The organism is Dyella marensis (assembly GCF_900112865.1).
Lineage (GTDB): Bacteria > Pseudomonadota > Gammaproteobacteria > Xanthomonadales > Rhodanobacteraceae > Dyella_D > Dyella_D marensis_A.
Map to the genome: position 1 here is coordinate 1 of NZ_FONH01000019.1, position 25,582 is coordinate 25,582.

24 protein-coding genes are annotated in these 25,582 nt (G+C 68.3%); 9 read left to right on the top strand and 15 right to left on the bottom strand.

From position 1 onward, the window contains the following. Window positions 1-415 precede the first annotated feature (415 nt). A complete protein-coding gene (locus tag BM172_RS18125; protein WP_026635911.1) occupies window positions 416-1,291 on the bottom strand; it encodes an arginase family protein in 876 nt (291 codons plus the stop codon). Continuing rightward, entirely contained in the window at window positions 1,278-2,345 is a 1,068-nt protein-coding gene (locus BM172_RS18130; RefSeq protein WP_026635910.1) for a GNAT family N-acetyltransferase, read from the bottom strand. Before BM172_RS18130 ends, BM172_RS18125 begins: the two co-directional genes overlap by 14 nt. Before the next feature lie 270 nt (window positions 2,346-2,615). On the opposite strand from BM172_RS18130, the gene BM172_RS18135 reads away from it, so the two are divergent. Both BM172_RS18135 and BM172_RS18140 read left to right on the top strand, forming a co-directional pair. Further along, window positions 2,616-2,867, top strand: coding sequence for an acyl carrier protein (locus BM172_RS18135; RefSeq protein ID WP_026635909.1), 252 nt, complete (start codon window positions 2,616-2,618; stop codon window positions 2,865-2,867). A gap of 3 nt (window positions 2,868-2,870) precedes the next feature. Beyond that, on the top strand, window positions 2,871-4,085 hold the full coding sequence (locus tag BM172_RS18140) for a beta-ketoacyl-[acyl-carrier-protein] synthase family protein (RefSeq protein ID WP_026635908.1): 1,215 nt from the start codon (window positions 2,871-2,873) through the stop codon (window positions 4,083-4,085). A 245-nt stretch (window positions 4,086-4,330) separates the two neighbouring features. Here the strand turns inward: BM172_RS18140 and BM172_RS18145 are convergent, their stop codons facing one another. Together BM172_RS18145 and BM172_RS18150 are read right to left on the bottom strand one after the other, a co-directional pair. Then, window positions 4,331-4,738 (bottom strand): NUDIX hydrolase, encoded by a 408-nt coding sequence (locus BM172_RS18145; protein ID WP_026635907.1) that lies wholly within the window; start codon window positions 4,736-4,738, stop codon window positions 4,331-4,333. Then, entirely contained in the window at window positions 4,735-5,223 is a 489-nt protein-coding gene (locus BM172_RS18150; RefSeq protein WP_026635906.1) for an NUDIX hydrolase, read from the bottom strand. The genes BM172_RS18145 and BM172_RS18150 overlap by 4 nt, the downstream gene beginning before the upstream one ends. Before the next feature lie 262 nt (window positions 5,224-5,485). Between BM172_RS18150 and BM172_RS18155 the strand changes: the two genes are divergently transcribed. From BM172_RS18155 to BM172_RS18170, 4 genes are all read left to right on the top strand, one after another. Next, window positions 5,486-5,824: a hypothetical protein gene (locus tag BM172_RS18155; protein ID WP_026635905.1), complete on the top strand. Its 339-nt coding sequence runs from the start codon at window positions 5,486-5,488 to the stop codon at window positions 5,822-5,824. Window positions 5,825-6,083: 259 nt separating this feature from the next. Further along, window positions 6,084-6,833, top strand: coding sequence for a phosphodiester glycosidase family protein (locus BM172_RS18160; RefSeq protein WP_231504248.1), 750 nt, complete (start codon window positions 6,084-6,086; stop codon window positions 6,831-6,833). Window positions 6,834-6,897: 64 nt separating this feature from the next. Next, complete coding sequence (locus tag BM172_RS18165; RefSeq protein WP_026635903.1) at window positions 6,898-9,318, top strand: penicillin acylase family protein; 2,421 nt, start codon at window positions 6,898-6,900, stop codon at window positions 9,316-9,318. 202 nt (window positions 9,319-9,520) lie between these two features. Then, a complete protein-coding gene (locus BM172_RS18170) occupies window positions 9,521-10,015 on the top strand; it encodes a DUF4019 domain-containing protein (RefSeq protein ID WP_026635902.1) in 495 nt (164 codons plus the stop codon). A 31-nt stretch (window positions 10,016-10,046) separates the two neighbouring features. On the opposite strand, the gene BM172_RS18175 is transcribed toward BM172_RS18170, so the two are convergent. From BM172_RS18175 to map, 11 genes are all read right to left on the bottom strand, one after another. Further along, a complete protein-coding gene (locus tag BM172_RS18175; RefSeq protein WP_026635901.1) occupies window positions 10,047-11,357 on the bottom strand; it encodes a type II toxin-antitoxin system HipA family toxin in 1,311 nt (436 codons plus the stop codon). A 1-nt stretch (window position 11,358) separates the two neighbouring features. After that, on the bottom strand, window positions 11,359-11,727 hold the full coding sequence (locus BM172_RS18180) for a hypothetical protein (RefSeq protein ID WP_035323703.1): 369 nt from the start codon (window positions 11,725-11,727) through the stop codon (window positions 11,359-11,361). 211 nt (window positions 11,728-11,938) lie between these two features. Next, window positions 11,939-13,975 (bottom strand): alpha/beta hydrolase family protein, encoded by a 2,037-nt coding sequence (locus BM172_RS18185; RefSeq protein ID WP_035323701.1) that lies wholly within the window; start codon window positions 13,973-13,975, stop codon window positions 11,939-11,941. 82 nt (window positions 13,976-14,057) lie between these two features. Next, a complete protein-coding gene (gene dapE / locus BM172_RS18190) occupies window positions 14,058-15,191 on the bottom strand; it encodes a succinyl-diaminopimelate desuccinylase (RefSeq protein WP_026635899.1) in 1,134 nt (377 codons plus the stop codon). Between the two features lie 61 nt (window positions 15,192-15,252). Continuing rightward, on the bottom strand, window positions 15,253-16,320 hold the full coding sequence (locus BM172_RS18195; protein WP_026635898.1) for a VIT1/CCC1 transporter family protein: 1,068 nt from the start codon (window positions 16,318-16,320) through the stop codon (window positions 15,253-15,255). Then, window positions 16,317-16,811: a DUF2165 family protein gene (locus tag BM172_RS18200; RefSeq protein WP_026635897.1), complete on the bottom strand. Its 495-nt coding sequence runs from the start codon at window positions 16,809-16,811 to the stop codon at window positions 16,317-16,319. Before BM172_RS18200 ends, BM172_RS18195 begins: the two co-directional genes overlap by 4 nt. Before the next feature lies 1 nt (window position 16,812). After that, complete coding sequence (locus tag BM172_RS18205) at window positions 16,813-17,172, bottom strand: Spx/MgsR family RNA polymerase-binding regulatory protein (protein ID WP_026635896.1); 360 nt, start codon at window positions 17,170-17,172, stop codon at window positions 16,813-16,815. Beyond that, window positions 17,169-17,957 (bottom strand): hypothetical protein, encoded by a 789-nt coding sequence (locus BM172_RS18210; protein ID WP_051548855.1) that lies wholly within the window; start codon window positions 17,955-17,957, stop codon window positions 17,169-17,171. The genes BM172_RS18205 and BM172_RS18210 overlap by 4 nt, the downstream gene beginning before the upstream one ends. Further along, the gene (gene dapD / locus BM172_RS18215; protein ID WP_026635894.1) at window positions 17,954-18,781 is read right to left on the bottom strand and encodes a 2,3,4,5-tetrahydropyridine-2,6-dicarboxylate N-succinyltransferase; all 828 of its coding nucleotides are present in this window, start codon (window positions 18,779-18,781) and stop codon (window positions 17,954-17,956) included. The genes BM172_RS18210 and dapD overlap by 4 nt, the downstream gene beginning before the upstream one ends. Before the next feature lie 88 nt (window positions 18,782-18,869). Beyond that, complete coding sequence (gene glnD / locus BM172_RS18220; protein WP_026635893.1) at window positions 18,870-21,512, bottom strand: [protein-PII] uridylyltransferase; 2,643 nt, start codon at window positions 21,510-21,512, stop codon at window positions 18,870-18,872. A gap of 121 nt (window positions 21,513-21,633) precedes the next feature. Beyond that, window positions 21,634-22,398: a type I methionyl aminopeptidase gene (map, locus tag BM172_RS18225; RefSeq protein WP_026635892.1), complete on the bottom strand. Its 765-nt coding sequence runs from the start codon at window positions 22,396-22,398 to the stop codon at window positions 21,634-21,636. A 332-nt stretch (window positions 22,399-22,730) separates the two neighbouring features. Between map and rpsB the strand changes: the two genes are divergently transcribed. The 3 genes from rpsB to pyrH all read left to right on the top strand — a co-directional run bounded on the left by rpsB (window position 22,731) and on the right by pyrH (window position 25,504). Beyond that, entirely contained in the window at window positions 22,731-23,621 is an 891-nt protein-coding gene (gene rpsB, locus BM172_RS18230; protein ID WP_026635891.1) for a 30S ribosomal protein S2, read from the top strand. Between the two features lie 60 nt (window positions 23,622-23,681). Beyond that, window positions 23,682-24,560, top strand: a complete 879-nt coding sequence (tsf, locus tag BM172_RS18235) for a translation elongation factor Ts (protein ID WP_026635890.1) — start codon at window positions 23,682-23,684, stop codon at window positions 24,558-24,560. Window positions 24,561-24,781: 221 nt separating this feature from the next. Continuing rightward, window positions 24,782-25,504: a UMP kinase gene (pyrH, locus tag BM172_RS18240; protein WP_026635889.1), complete on the top strand. Its 723-nt coding sequence runs from the start codon at window positions 24,782-24,784 to the stop codon at window positions 25,502-25,504. Window positions 25,505-25,582: the final 78 nt, after the last annotated feature.

Below are 25,582 nucleotides of genomic sequence, written 5' to 3' on the forward strand. Positions count from 1 at the left end.
CCACGCGTAGGTTGGGGTGAGCCGCAGGCGAGCCCCAACATCGTCACCTTCATACGCCTCGCAGCGTTGGGGTTCGCCTGCGGCTCACCCCAACCTACGGGAATCGCGAGATTTCACATGACGCTCCGCCCGGCCCTCACCCTGCCCTCTCCCCGGAGGGGAGAGGGGTGAAGTGGTGTGGCAAGAACAGCGCAGCACCAAGGCTCGCCTCAGTCCCCGCTCTTAGGCCATTTCTTTTTGGTTACTTTTGCTTTGGGCCAGCAAAGAAAAAGTAACTCGGGCGCCGGCAGGCGTCCGAAATGCCCGCTGCATAAGCGGCCAAGTCGCGGTAGCGCGACCATCAGGCGATACGGAAACCGGACTCCGGCCTGCGCCGGAATGACGAGCAAAAAAAGGCACGCGCCGCCCAGGCGCTTCACACACTGCTGTCGGCAATCGCCGACAACAACCGCCCATTCAGCGCACGCTGCTGCAACTGCCACGCGTCCAGCTCGCCCTGCGGAATCGGCTCCTGCCCGTCCATCCCGCTCAGCAACCGCTTCCACCACGTGCGATAGCGATACGCCGACACCTCCCCGTTGATGTCGCTCGCGACAATCCGCCCGCGCAGCGCCTCGATGATCGCCATCGCATGGTGCTCCTCCAGCCGCCCCTGATCCCAATTAGTGCGCGCCGTAGCCACGCTAAAGGCATCCTTGTCGATCGACAGATAGGTCGGCTGCGGCGCGCGCCGCAACTGCTCCACAAACGCACAGGTCAACGCATCCGGATCCTCGAAACGGCGGAACGCATCCTGCAAGCCGAGGCGCGCCGCCCAACCCACATCCACATCCATGCACCAGTAGCTGAGCTTGCCGGCGCGCAGCGGGCGCAGATAGTTCTCCCACGCATGCGCCGCGCCGATGTCGGCGGAGGTGATGCCAACCACATGCACGTGATTCACATACGGCAGCATCGCCACCTTGCGCACCCACGATCCGCAATGGATACCCCACGGAAAACGCATGTTGTCCGGATGGTTGTCGAATACCACCAGCTGGAACGGACCGCGCGCGCGCTGCCGCTCGACCAGCGGCCAGGTCAGGTGGTGGTAGTCGCCCGAGCCCATCAGCACCGTGCCGTGCTCGGCCGGCGCGGTCGCGGCGAGATGGCGGCGCAGGCGGTCGAAGGTGCGCAGCGTGCAGCCGAAGCGGATCGCTTCCTGCCAGTCGCCCAGCGGAATGGTGGTCGCACCCTCGATGGCGCCGATGGCGCCGTCGAAGTCCAGGATCAGCGGATCACGTTTGCGCATCGGATGGTGTCGGCGCCCATTGGCTGTCGCTTTCGAAGAGATGGCCCAGGCGCCGCGCCGCGGCGCGCAACAGCGGGTTGCGCAGCCAGACGGCGTGGCGGGTCAGGGTGAAGCTGGCGCCAAGATAGGACTTGACCTGAGGGTCGGTCCAGCCCGCCACGTAATGCGTCAGGCCGCGCTCGCGCGCCCAGGCCAGGTTGTGGAACCAGCTGGTGAAGTACAGGTTCTGCTCGCGCGCCTGCGGATAGGCGAAGCCGACGTACTTGTCGATCAGCTTGCCGTCGGCGACGAAGCACAGGTTCCAGCCGATCATCTCGCCCTGGTGGCGGTAGACGAAGGCGAAGCCGCCGTTGCCGGCATCGCGCAGCACGGTGGCAAAGAAGGCGCGGCTGAGCTTGTCGAAGTGAATCTCGCTTTGCGCGTACACGTTCTCGTACAGCGCATAGAACGCATCGAGCGTCGCCTCGTCGGCGAAACGCGCATCGCCGCAGGCCACCGTCTCCACGGCCACCTCGTCGCGCTTGCGCAGCTTGCGGCGGATGTCCTTGCGGCGTGACGACGACAGGCGCGCGAGGTAGGCGTCTTCGTCGGCGAAATCGATCGCCACATAGGCCAGCGCCTGGCCCTCCAGCAGCAGATAACCCTCCGCGCGACAGGCTTCGGCGAAACGCGCGCACCAGTCGCGGCTGGCGGCGCCGCACAGCGGGGAATCCTGCGGAATGTCCTTCAGCACCAGCAGGCGCTGGCCGCTGCCCAGGTGTTGGCGCAGCGCGCCGGGCAGCACGGCGGGATCGGCTTCGCGCGGGAACAGCGCGTACTCGGACACCGTGGTGCCGACGAAGGCGGTGCGCCAGCGCAGCAGCCGCCCCCACCAGCGATAGCCGGGCGCCTTCACCACGCGCTTGCGCAGCGCGTCGTCGGTGGTGGTGAGCAGATCGAACGGCGCCACGAAGGCCGGCGTGCCCTGCGCCTCGAGCAGCCGGAAGCCGAGCGGCGGATGCGCCGCGAACGCCGCGACCAGGCCATCCGGTTCGAGTTGATTGAGATAACGCACGCCAGGTTTCCGCAGGTGGAGCGCCGCCGTCCGGGGCGCCGCGCGAATGATGCCCCAAGCCGGGCGCGGCAGCATGCCGGGACGGACTTTCGCGTCGCTTACCCGCCTCCGGGCCAGGCCCGCCAAAGCCTGGCGAAAGGCATCGCGCTCAAGATTCGCCGGAAAGCCGGACCGTTGCGTCTGGACAAGCTTCCCGCGCTTGGTCAGGCTTGCCGGGTCGGCCGCACGGGGCGGCCCGGCGGCGCATGCCACGGAACCGAGGGGCACCAAATGAGCAATGTTCAGCAGGAAACCATCGAGATCATCGCCAAGCAGGCGAAGATCGAACTCGACACCATCAAGCCCGAGTCTACCCTCAAGGACCTGGGTGTCGCCTCGCTCGACGCCATCGAAGTGATCTTCGACATCGAGGAACATTTCGGCATCAACCTCCCCAACGAGGACACGGACTTCGACAACGGCACCGTGGGCCAGCTGGTCGAAGCCGTCGAGCGCCAGCTCGCCGCCAAGAAGAACGACTGATCCATGCAGCGTCTCGTCATCACCGGCATGGGCGCGATCTGCGCGCTCGGCAACGACGCGCCCTCGGTCTGGCAGGCCATGACCGAGGGCCGCACCGGCATCGCCCCGATCTCCCGCGTGGATCCCGAGCGCGTGCGCGCGGCCGGCGTGGTGGCCGAGGTCAAGGGCTTCGACCCCGGCCAGCACTTTGACGAAGCCAAGCTCAGCCAGCTCGACCTGGCCACGCAATACGCCCTGGTCGCCGCCAAGGAGGCAATCGCGCAGGCCGGGCTGTCGTTCGAAGGCGAACGCGCCTCGCGCACTGCGGTAGTGATCGGCAGCGGCGTGGCCGGCGAGGTGACGCGCGACACCCAGTACCACCGGATCTACGCGGAGAAAGCGCCGCGCGTGCACCCGCTGGGCATCATCCGCATGATGATGAATGCACCGGCCAGCCAGATCAGCATGGCGCACGGCATCACCGGCCCGGCCTTCGTGGTGGCGAGCGCCTGCGCCTCGTCCAACCACGCCTTCGCACAGGCCGCGATGATGATCCGCTCCGGCCTGGTCGACGCCGCCGTGGTCGGCGGCACCGAGGCCTGTCTCAACCTGGGCACCCTGCTCGCATGGGAAGCCATGCGCGTGCTGGCGCCGGATACCTGCCGGCCTTTCAGCAAGGGCCGCCGCGGCATCGTGCTGGGCGAGGGCTCGGCCATGTTCGTGCTGGAAACACTGGAACAGGCGCAGGCACGCGGCGCGACCATCCTGGCGGAACTGGTCGGCGCCGGCATGAGTTCGGACGCGGGCGACATCGCCGCGCCATCGGAACTCGGCGCCGCGGCAGCTATCGAGAACGCGCTGCGCGACGGCAACATGTCGCCGTCCGAAGTGGACTACGTCAGTGCGCACGGCACCGGCACGCTGGCCAACGACAGCACCGAGACCGCGGCGCTGCATCGGGTGTTCGGCGAGCATGCGCGCGCGCTGGCGATCTCCTCCACCAAGCCGATGCACGGCCACGCGCTGGGCGCCTCCGGCGCGCTGGAGCTGGTCGCGGTGATCGGCGCGCTGCGCAACGGCATCGTGCCGCCCACGCTGGCCTATCTCGAAGCCGATCCGGCCTGCGACCTGGACTACGTGCCGCACCATGCGCGCAACATGCCGGTGCATGCGGCGATCAGCAATTCCTTCGCCTTCGGCGGACTCAATGCGGTGGTGGCGCTGCGGCGCATGCCTTGAACCGATACCGCGGCCTCACCAGGCGTCATCCAGGCGCAGGCCGGGATCCAGTGGCGACAGCGCCACCTGCGTGCGAAAGAGTGGATGTACGCGCCCCTTAGAGCGCCAGGCGACCATCGAATCTTGACGCTACTGGATGACTCGCTTCGCTCGCCCCTTTCGGGGCCGCCCTTTGGGCGTTCTTCGCGCTACGCGCTCGTCCGGCCTGCGCTGGGATGACGCATGTTGCGAGCGTGCTGAATGTTTTAGCTCACCAGCAAAGGCAGCAACTGTTCGCGGCTGAGCCGCGCGATCGGCAAGTCGCCCGGCTGCGCTGGATCCACCCAGCACAGCGCCTCGATCTCCGCCCTCGCCTCGAACGGCCCATCGGCCGCCACTTCGTAGACCACCGCCACGACTTCGCAGCCGGGCTCGTTCGCCGCCGGCGCGCTGAAGCTGCCGAGCAGGCGCGCGCCTTCGCGCCGCATGCGGCAGCCGAGTTCTTCTTCCAGTTCGCGCGCCAGCGTGTGCAGGTCGTCGGCATCGCCGGGATCGCGCTTGCCGCCGGGCTGCTGGAACACCGCCGCGCCGCGCTTGCGCACCAGCAGCACGCGGCCCTCGGCGTCGCGGATCATCGCCGCGACGATCTCGATGCGCGTCGTCGTCGCGCTCACAGCCGCGAGAACGCCCACGACTGCATGCGCCCGTCCTTATACGGCATCACCCCGTGGAACGGCCGCGGATCGCCGTCGAATACCAGCGGCAGGAAGTGCCGGTCGCCCTCCCACATCGGCAGTTCCATCAGCCGGTCGAGCTCCACCCATTCGAGCGTGCCCTCGGGATTGGACGCGAAAGGCTCGCCGCTGTAGCGGTCGATCACGAAGATGAAACCGAGCCAGTCCTCGCCGTGCTTGCCGAAGCCGGGCCAGTTCAGCGTGCCGCGCAACTGCATCGACGCGCATTCGATGCCCGCTTCTTCGTGGATCTCGCGCCGCATGCACGCGGCGATGTCCTCGCCCGGCTCCATCTTGCCGCCCAGGCCGTTGTACTTGCCCAGGTGCAGGTCGTCCTGACGCGCGTTGCGATGAATCATCAGCACCCGGCGGCGATCCGGCGAGAGCACATAACCGAGTGTGGCGACGATGGGTGTGTAGGGCATGGCGTGGGGCGCGGGGAGAAAGCGGCAGTCTAATCGGGCTTGTACGCGACAGGCCATGCCGGCGCTCGCAAGAAGTCTTGAGATTGCGGTTGCGGCATATCTGTAGCAGACCATCGACGGCAATCGAAAACCGCTCTTCCGGACGATAAGACCAGGGTTTTCGGGCATGCGGAAATTGCTGGGCGCCATGTCCGGATACATATTCGAACTCGCTCAACACGCAAAAGTTTCCAGCTTAAGCCCACATCAGCGAGATCGAACTATGAGTATCCGAGTCGCAACGATCATTGCATTGGCGGCCATTGCCATCGCGACCTGCAATACGGCTAGCGCCCGTTACTGGGGCAGCCACACCGAGAAGGGATACATCATGTCCGTCAAAACCGACTATTACGGCTGGTGTTTTCTGTCTTTAGGCAACAGCCCGACGACCGGCCTCATTCAAAAAGGGAAATGGGACTGCTCTAAATATTGGGGGCAGCTCATGTTCGGCACCGCAAAAATGGCCATGGGCCTTGGCATCAAGGTCGCCGTGACTTTCGAAGGCAATGGAGCCGAATACAAGCCCGTCGAAGGCATAGAAACAATACCGAGGACCTGAGCGGCCATATACGGCACGACGGCGGCCACGCTTCCTCATGGCGACAACCATCGGGCGACATCGAGACGGCATGGCTCGTTTCGCTCGCCCCTTCCGGAGAGCGGGCCGCGGCGGATCAGCACTGAAAGCGCAATGCATTGGGATCCGGTTCCGATGCTTGCATCGCCACAACCGCCCGGCCACCATCTCCTACATGAAGGCCGCCACTCCTCCCGTTCCCGCATCTCGCCCGTGGCTCTACTGGCTGGCAACGCTGGCCATGCTGGCCGGCGCCACCGGCTGCTCGCGGCAGGCGCAGGCCGTGGACAGCGAAGAAGTCACTTTCGAAAGCCAGACCTTCCGCGTGGTCAGCGTGGATCTGCAGCGCGAACCGCTCAGCCTGCACTGGAAAGACCCGGAAAGCGGCCAGCCCTACGCCACCATCGAAACGCTGCGCCAATGGGGCATGGCGCACGACCGCCGCCTGCTGTTCGCCGCCAACGCCGGCATCTACGACCGCCAGTTCGCGCCGCTGGGACTCTATGTGGAAGACGGCCGCACCGTGGTGCCGCTCAATCTGTTCCGCGGCAATCCGGCCGCCGGCAATTTCTCCATCCAGCCCAACGGCGTGTTCGCCGTCTATCCCGACGGGCACGCCGCGGTGCGCACCAGCACCGCGTTCAAGGCGGACGCCAAGCCTGCGCGCTGGGCCACCCAGTCGGGGCCGATGCTGCTGGTGGACGGCCAGATCAACGATCGCTTCGTCGACGATTCCTCCAGCCTGAAATGGCGCAGCGGCGTCTGCGCCAAGACGCCGCACCGCGTGGTGTTCGCGGTGAGCGAATCGCCGGTGAACTTCCATACCTTCGCACGCCTGTTCCGCGACGAATTCGGCTGCCGCGACGCGCTGTACCTGGACGGCACCATCTCGCAGTTCTACGTCGACGGCGCCGGCTACGCCGGGGCGCCCACCTTCATGGTCAAGCCCTACGCGGGCATCTTCGCGGTGTTCACCACGGCCCAGCCCTGAGGACGCGAACGCGCGCCAGGGACTACACTCGGTCGCATCGCCGCCATCCAAGGTCTGTCGCCCGATGCCCCGAGCCCGACGCTTCCGCTGGCTGCGCGCCCTGCTGCTGTCCCTGCTGTTCGTCGCCATCGCGGTGCTCGCCGCAGGCTGGTACCTGCTCGCCGGCAGCCGCGCGAAGCTCGACGGCGAAGTCGCCGTGCGAGGCCTAGGCGACACGGTAAGCATTTCGCGCGACAGCCTGGGCACCGCCACCATCGATGGGAAGAGTCGCGACGACGTCACCTACGCGCTCGGCTATGTGCACGCGCAGGAACGTTTCTTTCCGATGGATCTGATGCGCCGCGTCGCCGCGGGCGAGCTGGCGGAACTGGTCGGCCCGGCGGCCGTGGATACCGATATCGAGCATCGCCGGCATCGCCTGCGCGCCACCGCGCAGGCGGCGCTGGCGCAGCTGCCGCCGGAACAGCGCCGTACGCTGGAGCTGTATGCCGACGGGGTGAATCGCGGCCTGGCCGACCTGCAGGTCAGGCCCTGGGAATACTTCCTGCTCGGCACCCGGCCGCAGCCATGGCGTCCGGAAGACAGCTTCCTGGTGATCGGCGCGATGTACCTGGACCTCAACGGCGACGGCAGCAACCAGCGCGAGCTGGCCTTCGCGCAGATGCGCTCGGCGCTGCCCTCGCCCCTGGTGGATTTCCTGCTGGCGCCGGATCCGGAATGGGAAGCGCCCTTGCAGGGCGATCTCTCGCACCCGCCGGTGCCGCCGGGGCCGGACGTGATCAACCTGCGCGACCGCCCCACCGCCTCCAGCTCGGACGCCAGCGCGCTCGCCGCGCTGGCCGGCGCGCTCGACCAGCCGCATCCGGGCAGCAATAACTTCGCCGTGGCTGGCCGGCTGACCGAGAGCGGTGCGGCGATCCTCGCCAACGACATGCACCTGGGCCTGCGCGTGCCGGACATCTGGTTCCGCACGCGCCTGCGCTACGCCGACCCGTCTGCGCCGAACGGCCGCCGCGACGCCAGCGGCGTCAGCCTGCCCGGCACGCCGGCCCTGGTCGCCGGTTCCAACGGGCAGGTCGCGTGGGGCTTCACCAACAGCTACGGCGACTGGCTGGACTGGGTGCGCGTGCTGCGCGATCCGCAGGACGCGACGCGCTACCGCGTGCCCGAAGGTTTCGCCGCGATCGAGACGCACGAGGAAACCATCCGTGTCAAAGGCGCGGCGCCGCGCACGATCAAGGTGGAGACCACGCGCTGGGGCCCGATCCTGGCCCAGGACACCGACGGCACGCCGCTGGCGCTGGCCTGGATCGGCGATCTGCCGCGCGGCTACAACCTCGGCGTGATGCAGCTGGAGCACGCGGTCAGCGTCAACGCAGCGCTCGACCTCGCGCCGAGCCTGGGCATGCCGCCGCAGAACCTGCTGGCGGCCGACAGCGCCGGCAATATCGGCTGGACCATCACCGGCAACAGCATTCCGCTGCGCAGCGGCTTCGACCCGCTGCTGCCGGCCGACTGGTCCAGGCCGGACACCGGCTGGCTGGGCTGGGCCGCGCCCGCGCAGTACCCGCGCATCGAGAACCCGGCGGACGGGCGCCTGTGGACCGCCAACAACCGCACCGTCGACGGCGCGGCGCTGGCCCTGCTCGGCGAAGGCGGCCATGACCTGGGCGCGCGCGCGCAGCAGATCCGCGACGGCCTGCGCGCGCGCAGCAGCTTCGCGGCGGGCAACCTGCTGGACATCCAGCTCGACCACCGCGCCCTGCTGCTGGTGCGCTGGCAGCGCCTGCTGCAGGACGCGCTGGCCGGCACCACCGATCCGCAGCTGGCGCAGCTGCGCCAGCTCACCGCCAGCTGGCGCGGCCGCGCCGCGGCCGACAGCGTGGATTACCGGCTGGTACGCGCGTTCCGCGACAAGGTGCACGAAGCGGTATTGGCGCCGTTCGCCGCGGAAGTGAGCGAGCGCTACAAGGATTTCAGCTGGCCGCGCCCCAGCCACACCGAAGCGGCCGTGTGGGCCATGGTGCGCGACCGTCCCATGCATCTGCTCGATCCGCGCTATGCGGACTGGAACGCGCTGCTGCAGGACGCCGCGCGCCAGGTCGTCGACGAACTGGGCAAGCAGCCCGGCGGTCTCGCCGCGCGCAGCTGGGGCGAGATCAACCGCACCGGCGTCCGCCATCCGCTGTCGCGCGCGCTGCCGTCATTCGCCGGCCGCTGGCTGGACATGCCGGACGAGCCCCTGCCCGGCGACGACAACATGCCGCGCGTGGCGCGCCCCGGCTTCGGCGCGTCCGAGCGGCTGGACGTGGCGCCCGGGCACGAAGCGCAAGGCATCCTGGAGCTGCCCGGCGGCCAGAGCGACAATCCGCTGTCGCCCTACTACGGTGCGGGGCATGCGGACTGGGTCAACGGCCGGCCGACCCCGCTGCTGCCGGGGCCGGACCAGCATGTGCTGACGCTGCGCCCCATCGGGAAGCCGTAAGGCACGCCAGGATCACATCGGGTCTGGAAACGTCCAGCATTCAGCACGCGCCAGAACAGTTAGATTTGTCGATTCCGCATGATTCAGAACCCTTCTCCCCGAGGCGCCCCGGAGATCGTCCCCGTGGGAGAGCGGCTTGTATCTGGACTCCCGCGAGCATGTCCGCGGTCACGCTGATCGGAACCAACCCAAGGAGAGACCTATGGCAAACCAGTACCGCCGTCTTGCAGCCATGCCGTTCGTTGCCGCACTGCTCGCCGCCGGCCATGCCCACGCCCAGCAGACGCCTTCCCTCGACAACGCCGTCGCCACCGCCACGCGCTGGGCCGCCCAGGCCGACGGCGGCCAGGCCGACGCGATGTGGAAGAGCAGCGGCCAGATCATGCAGAAGAGCGTGAGCCAGGCCGACTGGGCCAAATACCTCGACGGCGTGAAGAAGCAGCTCGGCGCCACGCAGAGCCGCGAATGGGCGCAGATCGGCCGCGTGGAAAGTCCGCAGGGCCTGCCGCCCGGCCAGTACCTCAACGTGGTGTTCCTGGCCCGGCACGCCAATGCGCCGGCGTTGGAAACCGTCTCGATGGCGCAGTTGGGCGCGAACTGGGTGCCGGTCGGCTACATCGTGCGCCCGGTGCAGCAGCAGCCGGCGGCGCCGGCGCCCGCCGCGGCACCTGTCGCGCCCACCAAGCCCGCGAAGTGATCGCCGCCCTGGCGCTGACGAAGCGTTTTCGTCAGCGCCGGAACGGACTGGTGCGCCTGCCGCGGGCCGGCGTGGACGGATAGCGCGCCGGATCGAATCCGCCGCGCTGGTCGCGCAGCGCAGCGCCGTCGATGCGCCGGGCCAGTTCGTCGATATCGCGCTGCGCCACCCCGGCCTGCGCGAAATGCTCCCGCCAGCCATCCACCGCGCCGATGACGGCGACGATCTCCGCCGCCGCCTCGACGGGCAGCAGGCCGAACGCTTCGCACTGCGACATCGCGTTATCCAGCGTCGACTCGCGCCCGGCGGCGCCGCAGATGAATTCCTGGTAGCCCTGCCCCGAATTGGTCGGCAGCACATCGTAGGCCGGCGCCAGTTTCAGGCGGCCGTTCTCGAATGGGCTGACCACCAGCAACGAATGGTTCTTCTCGTGATCGTCGGTGTTGTCGATCAGGATGTTGAAGACCATGCGGCGGAACAGTTCGCGGGCATCGCTGCGGTTGATGTCGCCCTCGGCGACGCCGACGCGCCGCAGAATCCGCGCCAGCTCCGGATAGCCCAGCTCCGGTTCGAGGCCGGACGCGGTCGCCGCGCGGATCGCGGTGCCTGCCGAAATACTATGGATGCGTTGGCCATCGGCGCGATCGAAGCGGAGCACGGCGATCGCGTGCTCGCCCTGCAGTGGAACGATCCGCGTCGTCGCCGCGGCGATGCCGGCCCGTGCGGCAAGCGTCATCGTCGCGTGCTCGACCAGCGGTGTATCGACCGGTTCGCCGTTGAAAAACTTGATCACCCATTGCGCGCCGTCGATCTCGATCAAGGCCTTGGGCTTCGCGCCGCCGAGGCTGCCGCCGGCGCGGACGATCTTCGCTTCCAGCTCGCTGATGGGCTCAGCGGCTTCGATCTTGGCCACGATCTCGCTAAGCCGCTGCGCCTGGCCGAGCTGCGGCAGCGGGCTGATCTTGCGCGGGCGGTACGCATCCGGCGACGTCGACACGCCGAGCGCGCCGAAGCGTTCGTCGCCGGCGTAGTACAGGTACTCCATGAGGGAGAGGCGCGCGGGCTTGTCGACGAAGCGGATGACTTTCTCGCCCCAGCGGTCCGGCCGTGCGTCGTCGACCGCACCCACCGCACGCTGCGCGTCGCCGCTCAGGCGACCCGGCGGCATGTGCTCGATGTCGATCAGAGGGAGGTCTTCGCTCAGCGCGAAGCCGTCGGCCAGCCAGGCCTGGCCATAGCGCAGCGAAACGCCTTTGCCGGCGACGACCAGTTTCAGCGCGCCGACATAGCGTGGCGCGGCCGGGTCGGCGAGATACCAGAGATGGAGATCGTCCAGGCGCATCTCAGCGCTTCGACTGACGCTTGACGGTGCGAGCCTCGGCCGACGCCAGCGCGCGCGCCCGGCCCAATTCCTCGGCCTTGCGGACATCCATCTCGAGCGCGCCCCGGTCGTGCTCCGGCGCCGCCAGTTTCCCCAGCTCGCCATCGCGCTGGATCAGCCACAGCGCCGTGGCGACGATGCCGATGCCGACCGAGGGATCGCCCGCCTCAAGCCGTTGCAAGGTGGGAACGGAGACGCCCATGCGCCCGGCCCAGGTCTTCAGCGACTCCTTGCGGCGCAGACGCGCCACGGCCAGGTCGGCGCCAAGCTTTTCGATGGCGGCCGCCGTTGCCGGAGGAAGCTGCTGGAGAGCGCGCGCGAGCTTTGGCATAAAAATAGATTATAACAAGAACCATATTTTTGCAAATATCTATGTATACGATCATGACTTGAGACGCACGCCCGGATCGAGGCGATGAGGTCCAATGCATTGTGTAGATATTTGTTTTTACTGAAAATATCTATTCATCAAGATATATGAACCGGGCAAAAAAGAGCCGCCCGCAGGCGGCTCTTTTTCATCCACGCAGCCGGCGGACCGCTCAGTCGCTCGCACCCAGCGCCTGCGGCAAGCCCGGCACGAACTCCTTGCCGTGCGGCACCTTGGCGCTCGACGCCTTCACCGCGCCGCCGATCGGCTCGACCCGGCCGCTGAGGCACTTGCCCAGGAACTGCTCGGCCACCGCGTTGAAGGCGATGCTGTTCTCCGGCCGCGCGAAGCCGTGGCCTTCGTCGGGGAACAGCACATAGGTGACGGGGATGTTCTTGGCGTCCATCGCCTTGACGATCTGGTCCGACTCGGCCTGGTTCACGCGCGGGTCGTTGGCGCCCTGCCCGATCAGCAGCGGACGCTTGATCGCATCGGCCTTGAACAGCGGCGAGCGCTCCTGCAGCAGCTGGCGCCCGGCCTCGGTGGTGGGATCGCCCATGCGCTTGTAGAACTGCGCCTTGCCCGCCTCCCAGTACGGCGGGATGGTCTTCAGCAGCGTCGCCAGGTTGGACGGGCCGACGATATCGACGCCGCAGGCGAAGGTGTCGGGCGTGAAGGCCAGGCCGGCCAGGGTGGCGTAGCCGCCGTAGGAGCCGCCCATGATCGCCACCTTGTCGGCCTCGGTGATGCGGTTCTTCACTGCCCACTGCACGGCATCGATCAGGTCGTCGTGCATCTTGCGGCCCCACTGCAGGTCGCCGGCGGAGATGTACTTCTTGCCGAAGCCGGTCGAGCCGCGATAGTTCACCGACAGCACCGCATAGCCGCGGTTGGCCAGCCACTGGTGGTAGCTGCTGTAGCCGTAGGTGTCGCGCGCCCACGGCCCGCCGTGCACGAACAGCACCATCGGCAGCGGCTTGTCCGGGCGCCCGGGATGCGCCTGGTCGCTGCCGGCCGGCAGGGTCAGGTAGGACACCGCGGTGAGGCCGTCGCGCGTGCGGATCTCCTGCGGATACATCGGCGCCAGCGTGGCGTCGGCCAGTTCGGGCCGGCTGACGAACAGCGCGGTGAGCTTCTTCGCCTTGCGGTCGTACAGGTAGGTGGTGCCCGGCTTGACCACGGGGTCGACGACCACGGTCCAGAAGTCGTCGGCATCGGTGCGCGAGGTGATGTCGAACGTGCCTTTCAGCTGCTGCTTGAGGAACTCCAGGTCGCCCTTGACCGCAGGATCCAGCGCCGTCCATTCCGGCTTGAGGTATTGCGACGAGTAAGCCTGCACCTTGCCGGTGGCCGGATCGATGAGCGTGTCGTCGATGTCGGCCTTGGCGTTCTGCGCCAGCACGGTGGTCTTGCCGCTGGCGACGTCCTGCGCGAACAGCGCGGCGGTATCGCGACCGCGCGAGTCCAGCCAGTACAGCGTCTTGCCGTCGGCGGTGAAGCCGGCCGGCTGGGTGGTCAGCGAATCGTCGAGCCCGACGCTGCCGAACGGCTTGGCGTCGACCTTGCCGTCCTCCACGCGGTAATAGTCCGTGCCGCCATCCGGGCGCGATTTCTCGGCCACGCGCAGCACCAGCTGGTCGTCGGCGACGAAGCCGGCGTAGTCGCCCTTGTTCTCGAACACTTCGGTGAGCTTGCCGCTCTTCAGGTCCAGGCTGTAGATGTCGTGCCAGCGCGGATCGCGGTTGTTCACGCCGATCAGGATGCGGTCCTTGATGTGCACGCTGGTGCCGACCACGCGCACGCGGGTCTTCTGGAACGGCGTCAGCGACTGCGGCTCGCCGCCCTGCACGCCCACCTTGTAGAGCAGGAAGTTCTCGTCGCCGCCGTGGTCGTTGACGTAGAGCACCGAGGACGAATCCGGCGCCCAGAAATACTGGCGGATCGGCCGCTGCTTTTCGGCGGTGAGCGGCTTGGCCTGGTCGGGCGCGCCCGCGGGCGCCACCCACACGTTGAGCACGCCGTCGCGCGGCGCGATCCAGGCCAGCCACTTGCCATCGGGACTCAACTTGCCGGCGACGCGGCTGGGATTGCCGAACAGCTTGGCGCGCTCGATCAGCGGGGCGCTGGTGGCAGGAGCGGTGTCCGCCCAGGACATCGTGGCGGACAGGCCGGCGGCCGCGATGGCGGCGGCGAGCAACAGCTTGCGCATAACCTTCTCCTTGGTGCGTGCTTGGTGTGGGGAACGGCGCTTCGGTACGGCATAAAGCGTGGCCACCGGCAGCGGCTGGAACTCAGCCCAGCAGACGCTCGCAGATGGCCCGATACAGCGACGGCAACTTGTCCAGGTCGGCCACGGCCACGCATTCGTCCACCTTGTGGATGGTCGCGTTGACCGGTCCCAGCTCCACGACTTCGGCGCCCAGCGGCGCGATGAAGCGCCCGTCCGAGGTGCCGCCGCCGGTACTCTGCTCCGGCTCCACCCCGCACAGGTCGCGGCACACCGACACCACCGTGTCGCGCAGTGCGCCGCCGGCGGGACAGAGGAACGGCTCGCCGGAAAGATTCCAGTCGAGCGCGTAGTCGAGCTTGTGCCGATCGAGAATGCGCTCGACGCGCTCGCGCAGGGCTTCCGCGCGGCTGGCGGTGCTGTAGCGGAAATTGACCAGCGCGACGAGCGCGCCGGGAATCACGTTGGTGGCGCCGGTGCCGGCATTGAGATTGGACACCTGGAACGACGTCGGCGGGAAATCCACATTGCCCTCGTCCCAGCGCTCCGCCGCCAGTTCGGCCAGCGCGGGTGCGAAGGCATGGATCGGATTCTTCGCTTTCTCCGGATAGGCCACATGGCCCTGGATGCCGCGCACCGTCAGCGTGGCCGACAGCGAACCGCGGCGGCCCACGCGGATCAGATCGCCCAGGCGCTCCTTCGACGAAGGCTCGCCCACCACGCACCAGTCGATGCGCTCGCCGCTCGCGCGGAAATGCTCGGCCACCTTGCGCACGCCGTCGAGATTGGTCGGCCCTTCCTCGTCGCTGGTCATCAGGAAGCCGACACGGCCGCGATGATCCGGATGCGCGGTGACGAAGGCTTCCAGCGCCACCGCCATCGCCGCGACCGAGCCTTTCATGTCCGCCGCGCCGCGGCCGTAGAGATAACCGTCGCGCACCGCCGGCTCGAACGGATCGCTGCGCCAGCTTTCGGCCGGCCCGGTCGGCACCACGTCGGTATGGCCCAGGAACATCAGCAGCGGACCGCCTTCGCCGTGCGTGGCCCAGAGATTGTCCACTTCGCCGTAGCGCAGGTGTTCCACCTTGAAACCCACGCGCGCCAGGCGCCCGGCCAGCAGGGCCTGGCAACCGGCGTCGTCCGGCGTCACCGAGCGGCGGCGAATGAGTTCGGCGGTGAGATCGAAGACGGCGGACATGCGGATTCCCGGTGGATCAGGCGGCGGCCCATGACAGGACCCGCCGCGTCGTGAGGACAAGCTAGCCGATCAGCGCGCCGCCGATCACGTGTCCAACGGCATAGGTGATCGAAGCTGCCGCGGCAGTAATGCCAAGCTGCCGCGCGATCGAGAACACCACGCTGCGGCCGGTGAACAGCGAAGTGCCGATGCCGATCAGGGCCAGCGCGAATGCCGTGGCGGCGGCGCTGGCGAACATCGCCGCATGCCCGCCGAAGAACAGGTACGGCGCGACCGGGAACGCGGCGCCCAGCGCGAACATGCAGAACGAGGAGATCGCCGCGCTGTAGGCCGAACCGCCCAGGTCTTCCGGATCGATGCCCAGATCCTCGCGCACCAGCGTGTCGAGCGCGGCGCGCGGCGTTTCGGACAGGTGCTCGGCCACGGTATCGGCCACCTGCGGCTCCAGCCCCTTGTCGCGATAGATACCGGCGATGCTGCGCGCGCCGTCCTCCGGCGCCACCGCCAGGCGCTCGGCGCGCACCGCGATCTGCGCCTGGTAGAACTCGCGCGAGCTGTTCACCGACAGCCATTCGCCCAGCGCCATCGAACAGGCGCCGGCCACCAGGCCGGCGATGCCCGCGGTCAGCACCGCCTTGTCGTTGCCCGAGGCACCGGCCATGCCCATCACCAGGCTGACGTTGGAGACCAGCCCGTCGTTGGCGCCGAGCACCGCGGCGCGCAGCGTGTTGCCGCTCTGGCCACGGGTGTCGCGCCGCGCGTTGCGCACCGGTGCGCTTTCGGCGAAATGGTTGCGCAGCTCCTTGCGGTCCACCGACGGCTCGACATGATCGGCATGTTCCAGCCGCACCACGGTAGGCATCACGAACTCGGTGCCGAAACGGCGCGCGAACCAGGACAGCACGCGCACGCGGATGCCTGCCTCGTGCCTGGGCACTTCGACATGCATGGCATGCAGCTGCGCTTCCCAGAACGCGGCGTTGGCGGTTTCCGCCAGCGCGATGCGCCGATACGCGCGTTGCTTGCGTTCGTCGCCGGCCAGGTCGGCCAGGCGCTCGTACAGCGCGGCGTTGTCGCGCTCGATGCGCAGGTTGGCGAGGAAACGGCGGGGGCTGCGCAGGTCGCTCATTCGGGCTCCGCCTCTTGCTGTCCGAGATAGATCAGCGCACCGAGCAGCAGCGCCACCAGCCGGAACGAGGTCTCGATGCCGTTCCACTGCGAGGACATCCACATGCCGAACCACTCGCCGCCGATCGCCATGAAACCGACCAGCCATAGCAGCACGCCCAGGCTCAAGCCAGCCGTCGCCAGGCCTTTGGCGCGGCGGAACAACGCCATCGGCGCGCGGCGGCGCGACCACATGCGCCATGCCCCGGCCCACAGCAGCACGGCGGTGGCCAGCTGGGTGGCGATGATCAGCGCATAGGCCGCGTGCTGCAGCCACGGCGCGGTGATGGCGCGGTAGCGGATGGTCGCGTCGGGAAAGATCGTGTCCATCGCCAGCACGTGGTGCACGAAGGCGAAGTTGCTGCCGTAGTCGGTGAGATTGCCGAAGGCCACCAGGCTCACCAGCAGGGCGAGCCCGGCCACCAGCAGCAGCTTGGCGTAGCGCGCCGGCATGTCAGCGCGCGAACAGCTTCTTGAAACCGTTGTCGGTGAAGCCGACGCTGACCGAGCCGTCCGCCTGCACCACCACCGGACGGCGCACCAGTGCCGGGTATTCCTTCAGCAGCAGGGTCCATTCCGGGTCGCTGCCGGGGTTCTTGCGCTGCGGCAGCAGGTTGCGCCAGGTGGTGCCGGCCTTGTTGACCAGCTTTTCCCAGCCGCCCAGTTGCTGCGCCCAGCCCTTCAGCGTGTCGGCCGGCACCGGGTTGGCGCGATAGTCGACGAAGCTGTGCTCGACGTCGAAACGGTTGAGCCAGTTGCGCGCCTTCTTGCAGGTATCGCAGTTGGGCAGGCCGTAGAGAGTGGGGTTGCTCATGTGTCGCTGTCCGTGAGAAGTCGTTGTCGCCGCAGCATGCGCAGCAGCACATAGAAGGCGAGCGCCGCGACCAGGTGCTTGATCGTATGCCCGCTGACGTTGCCGCCCGTCGCCTGGAACACCAGCTTGTCGCCCTGCTCGCAGGCAAAGGCCACCAGGTAGGTGGCCAGCACCGCGAACAGCTGCGCGCGTCCGCTCCAAGGCGTCGGCAGCAAGGCCACCGCGAGCAGCAGCAACAGGATCGAGCCGCCCTCGGCCGCGAAATAAGGGAGCAGATTGCCGGTGAGCTTCCAGTAGACGACCGTGCCGACGCCCAGCAGCGACAACGCCAGCAGCGGCTGGTCGGAACGCCAGCGCAGGCGCTCGGCCAGCGTGGCGGCGAGCAGCGGCATGAACACCAGGGTCATCGGCAATCGATCCCATACCAGCCGGGCATCGGAAGGCGCCCAGTGGTAATAGGCGGAGCCGAAGGCGGTGAGCGCGAGTCCGGCGAAGGTCATGCCATAGGCATGCATGCTGGTCCTGCCCATTGCCTGCACGGCGGGCAGGCGCATCGCGGCCAGGCCCATCAGCCCGACCGCCAGAAACGCGAGATTGGACATCACGTCGCCGAAGTTGGGGATGCCCAGCCACCCGCGCTGGTCGGCGAAGCCGTGATAGGACTGCGGCTGCGCCATCGGCGGCAGCGCTAACGCCACGATCGCCAGCACGATGCCGGCCAGGGCCAGCATCCGCGCACGCCTGCGCGCCGCCTCGATGCCCGCCCCGGCCGCGGCCGCCGTCATTCGGCGCTGCGCAGCAGTTCGTTGATGCTGGTCTTGCTGCGCGTCTTCTCGTCCACCTGCTTGACGATGATCGCGGCATACAGGCTGTGCGTGCCGTCCTTGGCCGGCAGGCTGCCGGCCACCACCACGCTGCCGGCCGGCACGCGGCCGTAGCTGATCTGGCCGGTGGCGCGGTTGTAGATGCGCGTGGACTGGCCGAGGAACACGCCCATGCCGATCACGCTGCCCTTCTCCACCACCACGCCTTCCACCACTTCGGAACGCGCACCGATGAAGCAGTTGTCCTCGATGATGGTGGGATTGGCCTGCAGCGGCTCCAGCACGCCGCCGATGCCGACGCCGCCGGACAGGTGCACGTGCGCGCCGATCTGCGCGCAGGAGCCGACCGTGGCCCAGGTGTCGACCATGCTGCCGGCGCCTACGTAGGCACCGATGTTGACGTAGCTGGGCATCAGCACCGCGTCCTTGGCCACGTGCGCGCCGCGGCGCACCAGCGCGCCGGGCACCACGCGCGCGCCCAGGCCCTGCAGCTCGGCGTCGTTGCCGTGGGCGAAGCGCAGCGGCACTTTGTCGAAGGCCAGTGCGGAACCGCCGTCGACCACGCGGTTGCCGTTGATGCGGAAATACAGCAGCACCGCTTTCTTGATCCACTGGTTGACCGTCCAGCCGCCATGGCCGTCCGGCTCGGCGACGCGGCGCTCGCCGGATTCCAGCAGGTCGATCACCTGCTCCACGGCGGGGCGCAGATAGGTTTCGATGTCGGACTGGGTGAGGTCGTTGCGGCGCTCGAAGGCGTCGTTGATCAGGGATTCGATGCTTTGCATGGCGTGCGGGGACCTTGGGAAAACTGAAGCATGCTAGCGGGATTGGCCGCAGGGGGCGAGCCGGTTTGGCCGTCTATCGGCGGATGCCCTAGCCCGCGCGCCTGGCCGCACCCAGGCGATCCAGCAGGGCGTGCAGCAGGCGGTCCTGCTGCACCACGCCAAGCGGCGCGTTGCGGCGGTCGCTGATAAGGAAGAAATCTTCCACGCGCTCGCCGAAGGTGGCGATGCGCGCATCGTGCACGCGCACCTCGGCGTCGACCATGGCCTGCGACACCGCGGCGAGCAGGCCGGGCCGGTCGCTGCACACCAGGGCCAGCCGGGTGCGCTCGCCGATGGCGCTGAAGGCGATCTTCGGCGCCGCCTGGAAATGCTTCAGATGCCGCGACATGTTCCGCCGCGACGGCTGGTGCGTATGCGCCGGCTGCGACAGCGCGCGGTGCAGGCGCTGCTGCAGTTCCTCGGCGCGATCGGCGCTGGCCGGCTGCTGGCTGTCCGATTCGAGCAGCAGGAAGGTGTCCAGTGCCATGCCGTTGCGGCTGTTGAGGATGCGCGCCTCCATCACCGAGAAATGCAGGCGGTCGAGCATGGCGGTGACCGAGGCGAACAGGCCGTCGCGGTCCGGCGTGTAGACGAACAGCTCGGTGGTGCCGCGCACCGACAGCGGATGCACTTCGATCAGCGGCGTCGCCCCGCCGCTGCGGATGATCGCCGCCGTCTGCCAGGCGATCTGCTCCGGGCGGTGGCGCAGGAAGCTCTGCTCCGGGAAGTCGTGCCATACGCGCTGGCAGGCCTGCTCCGCAAAACCGTCCGCGAGCAGCAGGGCCAGCGCCGCCTCGCGGCATTCGCGCACGCGCGCGGCGGCGTCGCGCGGCAGTTCGTCGTCGCTGGCCAGGGCGTAGCGGGTAGCGGTGTAGAGGTCAGCCAGCAGGCGGTCCTTCCACGCGTTCCACAGCCGCGGGCTGGTGCCGATGATGTCGGCGATGGTCAACAGATACAGCAGGTCCAGGCGCTCACGCTCGCCCACGGCTTCGGCGAAGCGCTGCACCACGTCCGGATCGGTGATGTCCTGGCGCTGCGCGGTCACGCTCATCAGCAGGTGCCAGCGCACCAGCCAGGCGATCAGGTCGATGTCTTCGCGCGGCAGGCCGAGGCGGGCGCCGAACGCGCGCGCGTCTTCCTCGCCCAGCACGGAATGGTCGCCGCCGCGGCCCTTGGCGATATCGTGGAACAGCGCGGCGAGCAGCAGCAGCTCGGGCTTCTCCAGCGTGGGCCAGATGCCGCAGGCGATCGGGAATTCGCTGCGCGCGGCCGCATCGGCGAAGCGCGCCACGTTGCGCAGCACGCGCAGCGTGTGCTCATCCACGGTGTAGACATGGAACAGGTCGTACTGCATGCGCCCGAACACCTTGCCGAAGGCCGGCAGCACCGCCGCCAGCAGGCCGTGCCGGTTCATCCGCCACAGTGCCTCCACCGCCGGCGCGCCCTTGCGCAGCAGCTGCAGGAAGGCATCGAGCACCTGCGGATCGTCGGCCAGCGCCGCGCCGAAGAACGCGGTGGCCTGGTGGATGCGGCGCATGGTGTCGGCGGTGAAGCCGACGATGCCCGGCTCGCCCAGGCGCAGGATGAATACCTCGACCAGGGCCGCCGGACGGCGCACGAACAGATCCGGATCGCGCACCGCCAGGCGCGAGCCGTAACGCAGGAAATCCGCGCCGACCGGCTGCGGCTCGGCCGGCGGCTCGAGCATTTCCTCGAAGCGCTCGGCAATCTGCACCCCTAAACGTTCCACCTGGCTGGCGGCGCGGTAGTAGCCCTGCATGAACTGCTCGACGCCGAGGTTCTTCTCGTGCTCGTCGCGGAAGCCCAACTGCTCGGCGAGCGCGCGCTGGTAGTCGAACAGCAGGCGCTCCTCGGCGCGGCCGGCCTCCAGGTGCAGCGCGAAACGGTAGCGGCGCAGCGTGGCCTCGGCCTCTTCCAGGGTGGAGCGCTCGGCCGGATCGAGCAAGCCTTCCTCGACCATGCCGTCGAAATCGTCCGCATGCGCCAGGCGACGCCCCAGCCAGCGCAGCGAATCGAGCGTGCGCAGGCCGCCGGGACCGTCCTTGAGATTGGGTTCGAGGTTGTAGGCGGTGTCGTTGTAGCGCGCATGGCGCGCATCGCGCTCGGACAGGCGCACCGCCAGGTAGGCAGCCGGCGGCCACAGCGCGGGGTCGTCGACGATCGCCTGCAGCGAGGCTTCCAGCGCGGGATCGCCGGCCAGCCGGCGTGCATCGAGCAGGCTGGTGAACACGCTGGCGTCCTGCGCGGACAGCGCGCGGCACTGGGCCGGGTCGCGTACCGCATGGCCCACTTTCAAGCCGATGTCCCACAGCGTGGCGAAGCATTGCTCCAGCGCGCGCAGCCGTGCCGGTTCGGCGCGCTCGGCCAGCACCAGCAGGTCCACATCCGAATGCGGAAACAGCAGGCCGCGGCCGAAACCGCCGACCGCGAACAAGGCCGCGCCCTCCACCTCGCCCAGGCAGGCGGTCCAGACGTGGGCGACGATGCGCGATACCGAATCGCCGCGCCGGCGCGCCAGCGCGGTGGCGTCGGCGCCGTCGCGGAAGGCGGTGGCGATGGCGCGGTCGACGTCGCCCAGCAGCTGCCGCAGCGCCCGCCGCGCCTCAGTCGATACGCCCGAGCGCGGGACCGCGGTGGGCAGGCGGGGCAAGGGCGGCAGCACGACGGTCATGGGCGGCGGGGACCGGGAAACGGGGAACCGAAGCAGTCTGCCACGCCGAGGACGGCACGGAGCGCCCCGAAACGAAGAAGGGCGGCCAAGGCCGCCCTTCTATCAAACTATTTCCCGCCCCTCAGGCATCCGGCCAGGGCGTCAGGATCTCGAAGCCGTCGTCGGTCACCGCGATGGTGTGCTCCCACTGGGCCGACAGCGAATGGTCCTTGGTCACCACGGTCCAGCCGTCCGGCAGCTGGCGGGTCTGCGGCTTGCCGGCGTTGACCATCGGCTCGACCGTGAAGGTCATGCCCTTCTTCAGCTCCAGCCCGCTGGCGGGCTTGCCGTAGTGCAGCACCTGGGGCTCGTCGTGATAGACCTTGCCGATGCCGTGGCCGCAGTACTCGCGCACCACCGAGAAACCGGCCGCCTCGGCATGCTTCTGGATGGCGTGGCCGACGTCGCCCAGGGTGGCGCCGGGGCGCACCGCCTGGATGCCCAGCATCATCGCCTCGTGGGTGGTCTCCACCAGCCGCCGGGCCAGCACCGAGGGGGTGCCGACGTAATACATGCGGCTGGTGTCGCCGTGCCAGCCGTCGCGGATGACGGTGACGTCCAGGTTGATGATGTCGCCGTCCTTCAGCAGCTTGCCCGGGCTGGGAATGCCGTGGCAGATCACGTGGTTGACCGAGGTGCACAGGGTCTTGGGAAAGCCGTTGTAGCCCACGTTGGCCGGGATGGCCTTCTGCACGTTGACGATGTGCTCGTAGGCGAGGCGGTCCAGGTCCTCGGTGGTCACGCCCGGCTTGACGTGCTCCTTGAGCATGGCCAGCACTTCGGCGGCGAGCTTGCCGGCCTCGCGCATGGCTTGGATGTCGGCGGGGGATTTCAGGGTAACGGCCATAGGTCCACTCAGATGGCGCCGCAAGTCCCCGGCTTCAACCGGGCGGGCCGACTTGCCGCTGCGCCGGCGCGCCGGCTATAATTTCGGAGTTTTGCTGCCCGGAGAACGCGCCTTAGAAGGCGTTTCCCGATTGGCCGCAAAGCGAAAAGCGATTGTAACCGCGCTGCGGCATGATCACTTAAGTCCTTGATCGGACAAACCTAACGCCACACACGCATCGGCACCGCCTTCGGGGTGCCGCGGGCCTTCGGGTACCGCGGTCGAAGCCGGGGATGCGTGGAGGTCCCAACCCCCGGGCCACACAAAAAAGGCCCAATGAAGGAGTTTTTCCCATGGCACAAGTCACCATGCGCCAGATGCTCGAGGCTGGCGTGCACTTCGGTCACCAGACCCGCTACTGGAACCCCAAGATGGCGCCGTACATCTTCGGCGCCCGCGGCAAGATCCACATCATCAATCTGGAAAAGACCCTCCCGCTGTTCACCGACGCGATGCATTTCCTGTCGGCCGTGGCGCAGAAGCGCGGCACCGTGCTGTTCGTCGGCACCAAGCGCTCGGCCCGCGAGGCCCTGGCCGAGGAAGCCGGCCGCGCCGGCATGCCGTTCGTGACCGCCCGCTGGCTCGGCGGCATGCTGACCAACTTCCGCACCGTCAAGCAGTCCGTGGCGCGCCTGAAGGAGCTGGAAGCGGCCGAGACCGACGGCAGCTTCGACCGCCTGGTCAAGCACGAAGTGCTGGCCCGCCGTCGCGAGCGCGAGAAGCTGGAGAACTCGCTGGGCGGCATCAAGGACATGAACCGCCTGCCCGACGCGCTGTTCGTGGTCGATATCGGCCATGAAGACATCGCCGTGCAGGAAGCCAAGAAGCTCGGCATCCCGGTGGTCGCGGTGGTCGACACCAACTACAACCCGGAACTGGTGGACTACGCCATCCCGGGCAACGACGACGCGATCCGCGCGATCCAGCTGTACGCCCGCGCCGCCGCCGACTCGATCCTCGAGGGCCGCGCCGCCGCCCCGGCTGCCGCCCACGGCGACGCCAACGAGTTCGTCGAGCTCGACGAGGAAGGCAACCCGGTCGCCAAGGAAGAGCGCAAGGCCGCTCCCCGCCGCGACAACAACCGCGGTCCGGCCAAGAAGGGCGCCGGCGCCCCGCGCCGCGACGGCGGTCGTGGCGGCCGCGGCGGTCGTCAGAACGACGGCGAAGCGGACGGCGGCGAGTAAGCCATCCCCCGCCCCGGCCGCATGCGGCCGGGGCGTTTCAAAGATTTTCGAGGAACCCAGATGACTGCCATTACCGCAAAACTGGTCGGCGAACTGCGCGAGCGCTCGGGCGCCGGCATGATGGACTGCAAGAAGGCGCTGACCGAGACCAACGGCGATATCGAAGCCGCCATCGAGCACCTGCGCAAGACCGGCCTGGCCAAGGCCGACAAGAAGGCCGACCGCGTCGCCGCCGAAGGCCGCGTGGCCACCGCCAGCGACAACGGCAAGGCCGTGCTGGTCGAGGTCAACAGCGAGACCGACTTCGCCGCCAAGAACGCCGAGTTCATCGACTTCACCCATGCCGTGGCGCAGGCCGTGCTGCAGGCCGGCGTGACCGAGATCGAGGCCGTCAAGGCCTCCGCGATCACGGGCTTCGCCAACATCGAAGAGGCCGCCAAGGCCAAGACCGCGACCATCGGCGAGAAGATCGACGTGCGCCGCGCCGCCCGCGTGGAGAACGACGGCCCGCTCGGCGTGTACTCGCACGGCGGCAAGATCGGCGTGATCGTGGCGCTCAAGGGCGGCTCGGAAGAGCTGGCCAAGGGCATCGCCATGCACGTGGCCGCCATGAACCCGCCCTACGTGAAGGCCGAGGACGTTCCCGCCGACTTCATCGCGCGCGAGAAGGACATCGCCCTCGCCGCCATGTCGGACAAGGAAAAGAACAAGCCCGCCGACATCCTGGACAAGATCATCACCGGCAAGATCAACAAGATCGTGTCGGACGTGACCCTGGTCGGCCAGCCCTACGTGCTGGACACCAACCTCACCGTCGGCGACGTCCTGAAGAAGGAAGGCGCGGACGTGGTGAAGGTGGTGCGCCTGGTCGTGGGCGAAGGCATCGAGAAGGTCCAGGAGGACTACCTCGCCGAAGTGCAGAAGGCGATGCAGGTCTGACCTGTCGCGCATTCGCTTGAAAAGCCGCGGGAAACCGCGGCTTTTTTATTGCCCGCGGATGGACTTGGGCACGGACGGCCGGACGTCCACGCATGCAGCGCAGGCACGCGTGCATGAACGGGACATCGTCGCGCACCGCATCGCGGCGCGCTTCGTGCTTACCTGCGCGCGGCGCAGCCGCTACAATGCGCGCGTTTTGCCACACACAATCCGGAGACCCTATGAGCGAACCGCTTAAATATCGCCGCATCCTGCTCAAACTCTCCGGTGAAGCGCTGATGGGCGAAGCCGACTACGGCATCGACCCGAAAGTGATCGGCCGCCTGGCCGACGAGATCATCGACATCCAGAAGGCCGGCGTGCAGATCGGCGTGGTCATCGGCGGCGGCAACATCTTCCGCGGCGCCGGCCTCGCCGCCGCGGGCATGGACCGCGTCACCGGCGACCACATGGGCATGCTCGCCACCGTGATGAACGCGCTGGCGATGCAGGACGCGATCGAGCGCCGCGGCGGCTTCGCCCGCGTGATGAGCGCGATCCAGATCCACGACGTGGCCGAGGACTTCATCCGCCGCCGCGCGATCCGCCACATCGAGAAGGGCCGCATCGCGCTGTTCGCCGCCGGCACCGGCAATCCGTTCTTCACCACCGACTCGGCCGCCGCGCTGCGCGCGGTGGAGATCGGCGCGGACCTGCTGCTGAAGGCGACCAAGGTCGACGGCGTGTACACCGCCGACCCAGCGCGCCACGCCGACGCCACCCGCTACGACCGGCTCACCTACGACCAGGTGATCGAGCGCAAGCTGGCGGTGATGGACACCGCCGCCATCGCGCTGTGCCGCGACCACGGCATGCCGCTGCGCATCTACGACATGACCGTGCCGGGCAACCTGCTGCGGATCATGCGCGGCGAGTCGATCGGCACCATCGTCACCGACCGCTGACGCCCGGGCGGGGTGCCGCAAGGCGCCCCACCCTGCCGGAAGCCCGCCCGCTTGCGGGCTTCCCCCGCTGTTATACTT

Coding starts and splice junctions, on each gene's coding strand:
- BM172_RS18125 (WP_026635911.1), bottom strand. CDS start 1,291: ATGCGCAAACGTGATCCGCTGATCCTGGACTTCGACGGCGCCATCGGC.
- BM172_RS18135 (WP_026635909.1), top strand. CDS start 2,616: ATGAGCAATGTTCAGCAGGAAACCATCGAGATCATCGCCAAGCAGGCG.
- BM172_RS18140 (WP_026635908.1), top strand. CDS start 2,871: ATGCAGCGTCTCGTCATCACCGGCATGGGCGCGATCTGCGCGCTCGGC.
- BM172_RS18150 (WP_026635906.1), bottom strand. CDS start 5,223: ATGCCCTACACACCCATCGTCGCCACACTCGGTTATGTGCTCTCGCCG.
- BM172_RS18155 (WP_026635905.1), top strand. CDS start 5,486: ATGAGTATCCGAGTCGCAACGATCATTGCATTGGCGGCCATTGCCATC.
- BM172_RS18160 (WP_231504248.1), top strand. CDS start 6,084: ATGCTGGCCGGCGCCACCGGCTGCTCGCGGCAGGCGCAGGCCGTGGAC.
- BM172_RS18165 (WP_026635903.1), top strand. CDS start 6,898: ATGCCCCGAGCCCGACGCTTCCGCTGGCTGCGCGCCCTGCTGCTGTCC.
- BM172_RS18170 (WP_026635902.1), top strand. CDS start 9,521: ATGGCAAACCAGTACCGCCGTCTTGCAGCCATGCCGTTCGTTGCCGCA.
- BM172_RS18175 (WP_026635901.1), bottom strand. CDS start 11,357: ATGCGCCTGGACGATCTCCATCTCTGGTATCTCGCCGACCCGGCCGCG.
- BM172_RS18180 (WP_035323703.1), bottom strand. CDS start 11,727: ATGCCAAAGCTCGCGCGCGCTCTCCAGCAGCTTCCTCCGGCAACGGCG.
- BM172_RS18185 (WP_035323701.1), bottom strand. CDS start 13,975: ATGCGCAAGCTGTTGCTCGCCGCCGCCATCGCGGCCGCCGGCCTGTCC.
- dapE (WP_026635899.1), bottom strand. CDS start 15,191: ATGTCCGCCGTCTTCGATCTCACCGCCGAACTCATTCGCCGCCGCTCG.
- BM172_RS18195 (WP_026635898.1), bottom strand. CDS start 16,320: ATGAGCGACCTGCGCAGCCCCCGCCGTTTCCTCGCCAACCTGCGCATC.
- BM172_RS18200 (WP_026635897.1), bottom strand. CDS start 16,811: ATGCCGGCGCGCTACGCCAAGCTGCTGCTGGTGGCCGGGCTCGCCCTG.
- BM172_RS18205 (WP_026635896.1), bottom strand. CDS start 17,172: ATGAGCAACCCCACTCTCTACGGCCTGCCCAACTGCGATACCTGCAAG.
- BM172_RS18210 (WP_051548855.1), bottom strand. CDS start 17,957: ATGACGGCGGCCGCGGCCGGGGCGGGCATCGAGGCGGCGCGCAGGCGT.
- dapD (WP_026635894.1), bottom strand. CDS start 18,781: ATGCAAAGCATCGAATCCCTGATCAACGACGCCTTCGAGCGCCGCAAC.
- glnD (WP_026635893.1), bottom strand. CDS start 21,512: ATGACCGTCGTGCTGCCGCCCTTGCCCCGCCTGCCCACCGCGGTCCCG.
- map (WP_026635892.1), bottom strand. CDS start 22,398: ATGGCCGTTACCCTGAAATCCCCCGCCGACATCCAAGCCATGCGCGAG.
- rpsB (WP_026635891.1), top strand. CDS start 22,731: ATGGCACAAGTCACCATGCGCCAGATGCTCGAGGCTGGCGTGCACTTC.
- tsf (WP_026635890.1), top strand. CDS start 23,682: ATGACTGCCATTACCGCAAAACTGGTCGGCGAACTGCGCGAGCGCTCG.
- pyrH (WP_026635889.1), top strand. CDS start 24,782: ATGAGCGAACCGCTTAAATATCGCCGCATCCTGCTCAAACTCTCCGGT.